We start from the raw sequence: 11,788 nt of genomic DNA, 5'->3' as shown, positions 1-11,788 counted from the left end.
GGTTTTGGGCTTAAGCCTTGATTTTTCAGGTGAAAACCTCACCTGTCGGGAAGGCCGGCTAGTGGCGACGTGCTACAATAGCCGGTTTGGATTGCGAAATCTTTCTCTCCAGTTCTGGTGAAAGTGAGCGTGCCAATGGCAAAGGCCAAAGCAACCGAAAAGGTTTCCACTAAGGCTCCCCGTTCCGGGAGCGGCAAGGCGTCGATACAAGCGACCGCGGCGGAAAAGCCCGCCACGCGATCTGCGACGCAAGCCAGGTCTGCGCCAGCCAAGTCCGCGCGTCCCGCCAAGGCGGCCGCAACGACGACACCCACCAGAACCCGCGCATCCGAGAAACAGCCCTCGACTTCGGCACGCGAGAGCGGCAAGAACGCCAATGCAAGCGCGAGCGCAAGCGCGCATACGGCAACAGCGGGCGGCAAACGTGCCGCGTCCGAACCTGTTAAAGGCAAGAGTATCCCCGTGGCGAAACAGCAGAACACCGAAGTCGAGAGCAAGCGAACGGCAGCCGCCGGCGCCAAGACCGCCAGCGCCAAGTCCGGCGCCACCGCGGCGGCGTCCAAGGCGCGCGCCGCCACCTCCGCACCCGTAGCATCCCAGCAGCCCGTTGCGGCCGTCGCGCCGGAGCCCAAGAAGCGCGGCCGCAAGCCCAAGGCCGAGATGCTGCAAGACGAAAGCCATACTGACGACGTGAACGACGAGCTTTACGAAGACGACACGCGTGCCGCCGCGCCGGCGGCCGCCCCGAAGACCGAGAAGCAGAAGGCCAAGGACCGCAAGGCCAAGGAAAAGGCGCTGCTCAAGGAGTTCGCCTCGGCCCAGCAGGGCACCGAGGAAGAGCTCGAAGCGCGCCGCCAGAAGCTCAAGGCACTGATCAAGCTGGGCAAGTCCCGCGGCTACCTGACCTATGCCGAGATCAACGATCACCTGCCGGACGACATGGTCGATTCGGAGACGATCGACACCCTGGTCGCGACGCTGAACGACATCGGCATCGCCGTCTACGAGCAGGCGCCCGACGCCGAGACGCTGTTGCTCAACGACAATGCCCCGTCGGCCACCAGCGAGGAAGAAGCCGAGGAAGAGGCCGAAGCCGCGCTGTCGACGGTCGACTCCGAGTTCGGCCGCACCACCGACCCGGTGCGCATGTACATGCGCGAGATGGGTACCGTCGAACTGCTGACCCGCGAAGGCGAAATCGAGATCGCCAAGCGGATCGAGGCGGGCCTGAAGGACATGGTGATGGCCATTTCGGCCTGCCCGGTCACGATCTCCGAAATCCTGGCGCACGCCGAGCGCGTCGCCAATGACGAGATCAAGATCGACGAATTCGTCGACGGCCTGATCGACCCGAACGCCGAAGAGGCAGTCGAGGAAGTCGGCGTGACGCCGGCCGCGGCGGCCGCCTCCGACGACGAGGAACTGGAATCGGACGACGAGGAAGCCGACGAGGAAGAGGATGACGACGCCGCCGGTGCCGGCGCCTCGGCACGCCAGCTGGAAGAACTGAAGGTTGCCGCGCTGGAAAAATTCCGCGTGATCGCCGACCAGTTCGACAAGATGCGCCGGGCGTTCGAGAAGGAAGGCTACAAGTCCAAGCCTTACATCAAGGCGCAGGAAGCGATCCAGAACGAACTGATGGGCATCCGCTTCACCGCCCGCAATGTCGAGCGCCTGTGCGACACGCTGCGCGGTCAGGTCGACGAAGTGCGCAAGCTCGAACGCGCGATCCTGAACATCGTGGTCGACAAGTGCGGTATGCCGCGCGCCGATTTCGTGGCCCGCTTCCCGGGCAACGAGACCAATCTGGACTGGATCCATACGGTCGTCGCCGACAACAAGCCGTACAGCCCGATCGTCGAGCGTAATGTCCCGGCCGTGCACGAGCTGCAGCAGAAGCTGATCGACCTGCAGGCGCGCGTGGTGCTGCCGCTGAAGGAACTGAAGGAAGTCAACCGCAAGATGTCCGAGGGCGAGAAGCGCGCCCGCGAGGCCAAGCGCGAGATGACCGAGGCCAACCTGCGTCTGGTGATCTCGATCGCCAAGAAGTACACCAACCGCGGTCTGCAGTTCCTGGATCTGATCCAGGAGGGCAACATCGGCCTGATGAAGGCGGTGGACAAGTTCGAATACCGTCGCGGCTACAAGTTCTCGACCTACGCGACCTGGTGGATCCGTCAGGCCATCACGCGTTCGATCGCCGATCAGGCGCGCACCATCCGTATCCCGGTGCACATGATCGAAACGATCAACAAGATGAACCGCATCTCGCGCCAGATCCTGCAGGAAACCGGCAACGAGCCCGATCCGGCGACGCTGGCCGAGAAGATGGAGATGCCCGAGGACAAGATCCGCAAGATCATGAAGATCGCCAAGGAGCCGATCTCCATGGAGACGCCGATCGGCGACGACGACGATTCCCATCTGGGCGACTTCATCGAGGACACCAACACGCTGGCGCCCGCCGAGGCCGCGCTGCACGGCTCGATGCGGGACGTGGTCAAGGACGTGCTCGATTCGCTGACGCCGCGCGAAGCCAAGGTGCTGCGCATGCGCTTCGGCATCGAAATGAGCACCGACCACACGCTGGAAGAGGTCGGCAAGCAGTTCGACGTCACCCGTGAACGGATCCGTCAGATCGAGGCCAAGGCACTGCGCAAGCTGCGCCACCCGAGCCGCTCCGACAAGCTGAAGAGCTTCCTGGAAGGCAGCTGATAGAACTGCCCTGATGGCCGCAAGCATCGAACGTGCGGCGGTCATTGGGTCCGGTTTCTGGGGCCTCTAGCTCATGCCTGGTTAGAGCAGTGGACTCATAATCCATTGGTGCCGTGTTCGACTCACGGGAGGCCCACCACTGTAGTAAAAAGGGGTTACGTGCAAACGTAACCCCTTTTTGTTGGTGCTCCAGCATTGGCTTCAGCACCGGCTTCAGCCCTGATGAGGACGACAGCCATGCACCTCGATCCCGTCGAATCCTCCGTCGTGGCGGCGATCGGCTACGACTACCGCGGGCGCAAGCTCTTCGTCGAGTTCGTCAGCGGCAATCTCTATCGCTACGACGCCGTTCCCGCCGGCGTCTATCGCGACTTCATGGAAGCCCGGTCCAAGGGCGAGTATCTGAACGAATTCATCCTCGGCGCATACGAGTACGAGCAGATCCGCTGACCGCCTCGTCAGCCAACTCGTCAGCCAACTCGTCAGCCAACTCGTCGGCCGATCCATCAGCCGATGGTTCATCGCTGGGTTCATCGGCAAGTTCACCCAGCAGACAAGTGCCGGAAGTCATGGGTTCGCGCCATGCCCTTTGGCACGCGCGACAAAGTCCGTCGCACGCCAGACTGGCGCTGCCTTGTCCACTGGACGCTTCCAACGAACTTTCCCATGACCCTCGCCTCCTTCTGGGGACGCCAGCGTGCCTGCGTCCCATCGTCTGACCAACCCCGACTTGGCGATCGTCGCCGTCTGCGCATCCAGCAGCCGCTGGCGGCCATCTACCTCGCGCTCGGCCTCGCCGCCTGCGGCGGCGATGACGCACCGGCGCCGCCGCCCGCGGCCACCGACTATTCGGCGCTGCAGGCCTCGGTGTCAGGGACCATCGAGGCCGGCATGGCGTCGCTGGGGATACGCGGCCTGAGCATCGCACTGGTCGATGGGAATAGCGTGCCGTGGGCGCGCGGCTTCGGCATGGCCGATGCGGAGCGAGGAATCCCCGCCGATGCGGACACGATCTACGAGGCCGGGTCGGTCAGCAAGGTGTTCACGGCGACCGCGGTCATGCAGCTGGTGGAGCAGGGCCGCTTGAAGCTCGATCGCCCGATCGAGGAAGCCATTCCCGGCTTCCGCATCCGTTCCCGCTTCACGCAGACGCAGCCCGTCACGCCCCGGCTGCTGCTGACCCACCATGCCGGCCTCCCCGAGGATCTGTCGCGCGGAGGATTTGCCGCCAGCCCCGTTCCGCTCGCCACGCTGGTGTCCTGGCTGGCCGACGAATACCTTGCCTATCCCCCGGGCCAGATGCTGGCTTACTCAAACGTCGGCTTCAACGTCCTGGGCCGCGCCATCGAGATCGCCGGCGGCGTGCCTTTCCCCGACCATATGGAGCGGCAGCTGCTGGCGCCGCTCGGCATGGCACGCTCCGCGTTCCGCCCGCTGCCTGCCGAATCCGTACGCCTTGCCAAGGGTTACGGCCATCTGGCACCGGCCGATTACCCGCCGGCCTGGCTCGATAACGGTGTCGCCGATGGCGGCCTGCGCAGTTCGGTGCGGGACATGACGCGCTTCATGCGCGCGATGCTCGACGGTGGCCGGCTCGATCGCGTATCCGTGATTCGCCCATCGTCGTTGCAGGAAAGCTGGCAGCAGCAGAATCGAGGCGTGCCGCTGGACCTCGATCAGCAGATCGGCCTCGCCTGGTTCCTGGAGACGTTGCCGGCAAAGCGTGGCGATGCGGTGCGGATGGTGTTCCACGGCGGCTCGTCGATCTACCACCAGGCCTATATGGCATTGCTGCCGGACCACGGCCTGGGTGTCGTCATCATGGCGAACACGGACACCGCGGGTGCGCTGCTGCACGCGGTGGCGCGCGATACCCTGCGCCAGGCCCTGAAGGCGCGTCATGGCATCGAACTGGCCGACGCCCCGGCCTTGTCCGCGGCCCAGCCCGTGACGCGTACCGGTGACGAACTTGCGGCGGTGGCCGGCCTCTATGCGTCTGCGATGGGTCCTGCCGTGATCGAGCCGGCTGGCGGGCAGTTGCGGATCTCGGTGGCGGCCTCCGTGCTGGGACAGCTCGAACCGCACCAGCATGGCTTGTTCAGGCTGGCGGACCACAGTGGCAACGACAGTGGCAACGACAGTGGCAACGACAGCGGCCATGACAGCGGCGAACAGTGGTTCTCGTTCGAACGGATCGGCGCCTACGACGCGCTGCTTGCCCATACGGCCGCGGGCCGCGGTTGGGCCGGCGTGCGCGTCGAACCCTACGCCATGTCCGACAGCTGGCGGTCGCGCCTGGGGCGCTATGCGCTGCCGGCGGGCGCGCCGCGCGAGATCATCGAACAGGTCGACGTGGTCGAGATCGGCGGTTTCCTGATGTTCGGTGTTCGCGTGCCGATGAGCGGTCCCGAGCCGTTCCCGGTGCTGCTGCGTCCCGAGGGCGAGCACATGGCCATCGTGCTGGGCATGGGCCGCGGCAAGAACGAGGCCGTACGTTTCGGTACGGAACAAGGGGGCGACTACCTCGTCTACAAGGGTGTCCGGCTCGAACGCATCGCCGATGCCGGCGCATCCGCGGCGCGCGCGCCGTAGCCGGCCGGCGGCGCCGCCCATGCACGAACCGCCACGCCGACCGTTTATACTTCGCGCCCTCGGCACCTGCCAGCGTAGGGGAGAGCGTTGCCGCTCACGGATGATGTCGTCGACCAATCGCGTCTTTCGCAGCATCGGCCTGCTTGCCATCGGCGTGGCGGCCATCCCCGGTTTCCTGGAACAGTGGTTCGCGGGGCCGCAGGCGGCCGCGGGCGCGTTCGGTGGTGCGTTCGGTGGTGCGATCGGTGGCGGGATCGGTGGTGCGGCAGGCAGCGTTGCCATCGATCCCGCGCTGGCCTTTGCCGTTGCACTGGCGCTCCGTGCGATCGGCGTGCTCGCCTTCGCATCGATCTTCTGGCGCCTGACCGGACGCCGCGGCCGGCCCGTGCGTCGCGGCGCCCTGATGGTCGTGGCCCAGTTCGCCGTCGGCCTCGTGACCGACCCCGATCTGCTGCTGATCGTCGCCGCGGAACTGCCGTTTGTGCTGCCGTTGCGCGCCGCGTTGGCATGGCTGGTCGTGCAATGCTCGGCCGTGGTGGTGATGTCCGGCGTGGCTGCGTCGCAGCTGGAATTCAGCGTGCGCGCCACGGTCGGTCCGGACCGGCATCCGCTCGATCCCTCGGCGCTGCCGCCGGCGGAGCTGGTATTCGCCGTCGGCGTGCTGACCGATGTGGCATGGCTGATCTTCAGTTTCTGGATGGGCTATATCGCCGTGTCGGAGCGGCGCGCGCGCCTGCACCTGGCGGCAAGCCATGCCGAGCTGTCGGGAACGCAGCATCTGCTCGCATCGAGCGTCCGCGCTTCGGAGCGGACGCGCATCGCGCGCGAGCTGCATGACGCGATGGGCCACCATCTGACCGCGCTGACGCTGCATCTCGATCTCGCGGCCCGTCTGGCGGGCGGCAAGGCAGGGGAGTCAGTCGCGGTCGCGCGCGACCTGGCGCGGCGGCTGCTCGGCGAAGTGCGCGCCGCCGTCGGTGCGCAGCGGATGCCTCAGCCGGCCGGTCTGCGCGAGGCGCTGACGCAGCTGTGCGCGGGGCTGCCGGGCCGCCGCATCGAACTTCGCATGGATGACAGTGCCGAGCCCGACGATCCCGTACTGGCCCATGTGATCTTCCGCTGCGTGCAGGAGGCCGTCAGCAATGCCGTGCGGCACGGCGATGCGCAGCAGATCCGGATCGATCTGTGCTCGCGGCATGGCGCAGTCGAACTGCGCGTGGGCGATAACGGTATCGGCGCGCAGGCGGTCCAACCGGGCAACGGCCTGCGCGGCATGCGCGAGCGCGTCGAGGCGCGCGGCGGTACCGTGCACTTCCACAGTCGGCCGGGCGCCGGCTTCCATGTCCACGTGTCGGTGCCCGCCGGCGCCATCCGCACGGAGTCCCCATGATCCGCGTCCTGCTCGTCGACGACCAGACGCTGGTGCGCAGCGGCATTCGCGGGCTGCTACAGCTGACACCGGATATCGAGGTCGTCGGCGAGGCTACCGACGGCAGGCAGGCGCTGGAGCAGGTGCCGGCGCTGAATCCCGATGTGCTGCTGCTCGACGTCCGCATGCCCGGCATGTCCGGCATCGACGTGATGCAGCACCTGGCGGAGGCTGGCTGTTTGCCGACCACCATCCTGCTGACCACCTTCGATGACGACGAGGCGCTGCTGGGTGGGATGCGGGCCGGCGCAAGGGGCTTTCTGCTGAAGGACATTTCGCTGGAGGAGTTGGCCGACGCGATCCGCCAGGTCGCCGCCGGGATGACGCTGATCCGGCCCGCCATCACGCAGCGCGTGGCGCGCAGCGTGCGCGACGCCGCGCCGGCTTTCGCCAGCCTCGACCGGCCCGATCCGCTGACGGCGCGCGAGACCGAAATCCTCCGGCTGCTGGCAGGCGGTTGGAACAATCGCGAGATTGGCGATGCCCTGGGTACCAGCGAGGGCACCGTCAAGAATCACGTCTCCAGCATCCTGTCCAAACTCGGCGTGCGCGACAGGGTCCGGGCGGTGCTGCGCGGCATCGAGCTGGGGTATCTCTGATGTTGGGCACGCGTGATTCCGTGACGCCACGGCAACCGATCGACATGAAAGCAAATTCGAACCGAACCCTGAACCGCCGCCTCTTTCTGCTGACCTGGTCTGCCGGCCTTCCAGGCGTGATCGCCATGGCCTGGGTGGGCGTGCCGGTGCTGCTGCAGCACCAGAACCTTCCCGTGCCGATGTGGATCGTCGGCCTGGCCAGCGGCGTGCAGAGCGCGCTGTTGCTCGCGCTGGCCGCGTTCATTGGTGCGAGGCTCGCCGGCAAGGTCGGCCTGGGGGCGCCCGCCCTGGCGGAGATGGCGTCGGGCCGGGCGCCTTGGGTTGCGTTGCGCCCGCAGTGCTTGCCGGGCCTGGTGGGCGGCCTGCTTGCGGGCGTGTTGCTGTGGGGTTGGATCGCGACGGCGCCGCAAGCGGCGGCGCCCATTCACGGCGCGACGATGCCGCTGGCCGTGCGGCTGCTGTACGGCGGCGTGACCGAAGAAGTCCTGGTGCGGTGGGGACTGATGAGCCTGCTGGTGTGGGGGCTGTGGCGCGTATTCCAACGCGGTGCCGGCACCCCCGGCGCCGGGCTGGTCTGGGTCGCGATCGCGCTCAGCGCGGTGGTGTTCGGGCTCGCGCACCTGCCCGCCGCGGCGGGGCTGGCTGGACCGCTGGCGTGGCCGGTGGTGCTGCATCTGACCGGGGCCAACGCGGCCTTCGGGCTGATCGCAGGCTTCCTGTTCTGGCGTTACGGGCTCGAAGCGGCCATCCTCGCGCATATGGTGGCGCATCTGACGCTGGCCGCGATCGTCGGCCGGTGAGCGTTCCGTGAGCCGCCGATGAGCGGCCGATGAGCGGCCGATGAGCCGCCGATGAGCGGCCGATGAGCCGCCGATGGCCGGCGAAACCGCATGGTAGACTCGCCGCCGACTCCCGCCCGTCCGGGTCCGGGCCGTCTCGATCACGACTCTTTTCCGACGACACCCCACCGTGGCCCCGCCGCAGCACGGCTTCATCCTGACCCGCCATTGGCACGACACGCCGGCCGGCACCGAGATCGAAATCTGGTTGGCCACCGATGACGGTCCGCGGCGCCTGCGCCTGCCGCCGCAGCCGTGCGTTGCCTTCATTCCGGAAGAGCAGCAGCCGCGCGCCGATGCTTTGCTGCGCGGCGAGCCGCAGGTCGAACTGAAACCGCTGGCGCTGAAGGACTTCCGGCTGCGTCCGGTGACCGGGGTCTATTGCCGCCACTACCGTCAGTTGCTGCGCATCGAGAAGACGCTGCGGCAGGCCGGCATCGACGTCTACGAGGCCGACATCCGTCCGCCGGAGCGCTATCTGATGGAGCGCTTCATCACCGCGCCGGTACAGTTTTCCGGTCGGCCGGATGCGGACGGCGCGCTGGTCGACGTGCAGATCAAGCCGGCGGCGAGTTATCGTCCGCGGCTGCGATGCGTGTCGCTCGATATCGAGACCAGCATGCAGGGCGATCTCTATTCGATTGCGCTCGAGGGCTGCGGCGATCGTACGGTGTTGATGCTGGGTCCGCCGACGAACGGCGATAAAGACCAGCAAGACGCGCGCGTCGACTTCAACCTCGAATACTGCGACAGTCCCGCCGACATGCTGAACAGGCTGATCGCCTGGTTCGATCGCCACGACCCCGACGCGATCATCGGCTGGAATCTGGTGCAGTTCGATCTGCGCGTGCTGCGCCAGCATGCCGAGCAGCTGAAGGTGTCGCTGCGGCTTGGCCGCGGTGGCGCGCCGCTGGAGTGGCGGCAGCACGGAACGCGCGAACATCACTACTTCGCCGCGCTGCCCGGGCGGCTGATCATCGACGGCATCGAGGCGATGCGGTCGGCGACCTGGAGCTTCGCGTCGTTCAGCCTGGAATTCGTCGCGCGCTCGCTGCTCGGCGAGGGCAAGGACATCGACGATCCGTACGACCGGATGGACGCGATCGACCGCATGTTCGCCACCGACAAGGCGGCGCTGGCCCGCTACAACCTGAAGGACTGCGAGCTGGTCACGCGGATCTTCCAGAAGGCCGAGCTGCTGCAGTTTCTGCTGGACCGCGCCACCGTCACCGGCCTGGAGGCCGATCGAAGCGGCGGCTCGGTGGCCGCGTTCACGCATCTGTACATGCCGCGCATGCATCGGCTCGGCTATGTCGCGCCGAATCTGGGCGATCGGCCCGAGGAAGCCAGCCCCGGCGGCTTCGTGATGGACTCGCGCCCGGGGCTGTACGATTCCGTGCTGGTGCTCGACTACAAGAGCCTGTATCCGTCGATCATCCGGACCTTCCTGATCGATCCGGTGGGTCTGGTCGAAGGCATCCATGCGAACGATCCGGCCGGCACCGTACCCGGCTTTCGCGGTGCGCGTTTCTCGCGCCACCGCCACGCCTTGCCGGCCATCGTCGCCGAGATCTGGCAGGGCCGCGATGCCGCCAAGCGCGATGGCAACAAGCCGCTGTCGCAGGCGCTGAAGATCATCATGAACGCGTTCTACGGCGTGCTGGGTTCGACCGGCTGCCGTTTCTTTGATGCGCGGCTGGCCTCGTCGATCACGATGCGCGGCCACGAGATCATGCGCCGGACGCGCGAGCTGGTCGAAGGGCGTGGCTATACCGTGATTTACGGCGACACCGATTCGACCTTCGTCGCGCTCGGCCGCCGCCACGCCGACGAGGAGGCGGACCGCATCGGGCACGAACTGGTCGCGCACGTCAACGACTGGTGGCGCGAACATCTGCGCCAGCAATACGGGCTCGACAGTGCGCTGGAGATCCAGTACGAGACCCACTACCGGCGCTTCCTGATGCCGACCGTGCGCGGCGCCGAGGATGGCAGCAAGAAACGCTACGCCGGGCTGGTGCGCGGCGCGGACGGCAGCGAGCAGATGGTGTTCAAGGGATTGGAGGCGGTCCGCACCGACTGGTCGCCGCTGGCGCAGACCTTTCAGCAGGAGCTGTACCGGCGCGTCTTTCAGGGCGAGCCGTATGCGGACTATGTTCGCGATTACGTCGCGAAGCTGCTGCGCGGCGAGCTCGATGCGCTTCTGATCTATCGCAAGCGCCTGCGCCGGCAGCTGGACGACTACCAGCGCAATGTGCCGCCGCATGTGCGGGCGGCCCGCGTCGCCGACGACTTCAACCGCGAGCGCGGCCGGCCGCTGCAGTACCGGCAGGGCGCGTGGATCCAGTACGTGATGACCACCGCGGGCCCGGAACCGCTGGAGGTCCGCCGGGCCCCGATCGACTACGACCACTATCTGACGCGGCAACTGCAGCCGGTTGCCGACGCAATCCTGCCCTTCGTCGGCGACGCCTTCGACAACGTGGTCAGCCGGCAGCTGGGGTTGTTCTAGCCGTCGATCGACTGGCACATCGAGGTTCAGCCCTACGTCCGGGTGATGCGTCGCGGCCAAACCTTGAGCAAGATAGCGGCGTGGGCTGGATGCATGTCTGCCCCGCTACCACTGACGCCCCGCAGCTCCCCAGCTTGCGGGGCTTTTTTTGCCCTGAAGGGCGGACGTGAAGAGCGTTGCCGGGTCAGCGCGAGCGCAACACCGCCTCGATCTCCGCGGCGACTTCGTGCAGCGGTGTCAGATAGCGCTCGATCAGCGTGCCGGCATTGCGGCTGCCGAGCACCATGCTGAAACCCAGGCCGGCGACCACCTTGCCGGTCTGGTCGCGCAGCGGCACCGAGATGCCGGCGAAGCCGTCGACCAGCTCGCTGACCAGCACGCAGTAGCCTTCCTCGCGCACCTTCGCCAGCGTGGCCTGCAGCGCCTCACGGGAATCGACCGTGAACGGCGTCAGCTTGCGCAACTCGGCGCGCGCCAGGTAGTGCGCCAGCGCTTCGTCGTCCAGCCCGGCCAGCAACACGCGTCCGAGCGAATGCGCGTAGGCCGGCATGCGGCGGCCGATCGCCATGTCCACGCGCAGGATCTGGCGCGGCTCCTCGCGCGCGACCAGCACGACGGCGTCGTCGTCCAGCATGCCGATCGAACAGGTCTCGCCGCAGCGGCTCGCCAGCGCGCGCAGATGCGGCTGCGCCAGGCGCGGCAGGCTCATCGACGCGAAATACGCGTAGCCGAGCTCCATCACGCGCGGCGTCAGCGAGAACTGCCGGCCGTTCTGCGCCAGGTAGCCGTTGTGCTGCAGCGTCAACAGCAGCCGGCGCGCCGCGGCCCGCGTGACATCGAGACGGTCGGCCACGTCCTGCATGGTCAGGCTCTCGACGCCGCTGGCGAACAGCCGCAGCAGCGCCAGTCCCTTGTTCAGGGAGTCGAGCAACTCATCCTTTTTCTGCGTGGGCGCCTCGGCTTCGGGCATCGGAGATCGTCCTAGATCGAGCGTTGAAGTGACGTGAAATATACGTCAGCAGAGAGATGCGGCGATTTTAGTGCCGACTTCGGGCTTGCGCGACCCGGCCAGTCGTCCGTATGATACGGCGATCCGCGAACA

General features: G+C 67.0%; 8 protein-coding genes and 1 tRNA gene. 8 read left to right on the top strand and 1 reads right to left on the bottom strand.

Annotated features, from left to right (window positions below; translation table 11 throughout):
* Positions 1 to 135: 135 nt before the first annotated feature.
* The 8 genes from rpoD to HTY53_RS15920 all read left to right on the top strand — a co-directional run bounded on the left by rpoD (position 136) and on the right by HTY53_RS15920 (position 10,686).
* The gene (rpoD, locus tag HTY53_RS15955; protein ID WP_174107581.1) at positions 136 to 2,715 is read left to right on the top strand and encodes an RNA polymerase sigma factor RpoD; all 2,580 of its coding nucleotides are present in this window, start codon (positions 136 to 138) and stop codon (positions 2,713 to 2,715) included.
* A 60-nt stretch (positions 2,716 to 2,775) separates the two neighbouring features.
* Positions 2,776 to 2,854, top strand: a tRNA-Ile gene (locus tag HTY53_RS15950).
* 98 nt (positions 2,855 to 2,952) lie between these two features.
* On the top strand, positions 2,953 to 3,165 hold the full coding sequence (locus HTY53_RS15945; protein ID WP_174107580.1) for a KTSC domain-containing protein: 213 nt from the start codon (positions 2,953 to 2,955) through the stop codon (positions 3,163 to 3,165).
* A gap of 216 nt (positions 3,166 to 3,381) precedes the next feature.
* A complete protein-coding gene (locus HTY53_RS15940) occupies positions 3,382 to 5,307 on the top strand; it encodes a serine hydrolase domain-containing protein (RefSeq protein ID WP_174107579.1) in 1,926 nt (641 codons plus the stop codon).
* A gap of 100 nt (positions 5,308 to 5,407) precedes the next feature.
* Positions 5,408 to 6,697 carry a sensor histidine kinase gene (locus HTY53_RS15935; RefSeq protein ID WP_174107578.1) on the top strand — a complete coding sequence of 430 codons (1,290 nt, stop codon included), beginning with the start codon at positions 5,408 to 5,410 and terminating at the stop codon, positions 6,695 to 6,697.
* Positions 6,694 to 7,335, top strand: a complete 642-nt coding sequence (locus HTY53_RS15930; protein WP_174107577.1) for a response regulator — start codon at positions 6,694 to 6,696, stop codon at positions 7,333 to 7,335. Before HTY53_RS15935 ends, HTY53_RS15930 begins: the two co-directional genes overlap by 4 nt.
* Before the next feature lie 44 nt (positions 7,336 to 7,379).
* On the top strand, positions 7,380 to 8,135 hold the full coding sequence (locus HTY53_RS15925) for a CPBP family glutamic-type intramembrane protease (RefSeq protein WP_174107576.1): 756 nt from the start codon (positions 7,380 to 7,382) through the stop codon (positions 8,133 to 8,135).
* 169 nt (positions 8,136 to 8,304) lie between these two features.
* Complete coding sequence (locus HTY53_RS15920; RefSeq protein WP_174107575.1) at positions 8,305 to 10,686, top strand: DNA polymerase II; 2,382 nt, start codon at positions 8,305 to 8,307, stop codon at positions 10,684 to 10,686.
* Positions 10,687 to 10,870: 184 nt separating this feature from the next.
* On the opposite strand, the gene HTY53_RS15915 is transcribed toward HTY53_RS15920, so the two are convergent.
* Positions 10,871 to 11,656, bottom strand: a complete 786-nt coding sequence (locus HTY53_RS15915) for an IclR family transcriptional regulator domain-containing protein (protein ID WP_174107574.1) — start codon at positions 11,654 to 11,656, stop codon at positions 10,871 to 10,873.
* Between the last annotated feature and the right edge of the window lie 132 nt (positions 11,657 to 11,788).

It is taken from the genome of Cupriavidus gilardii (assembly GCF_013314895.1).
Lineage (GTDB): Bacteria > Pseudomonadota > Gammaproteobacteria > Burkholderiales > Burkholderiaceae > Cupriavidus > Cupriavidus gilardii_C.
Note: the sequence above shows the minus strand (reverse complement) of the source record. Positions and strands in the feature narration are given on the sequence as shown.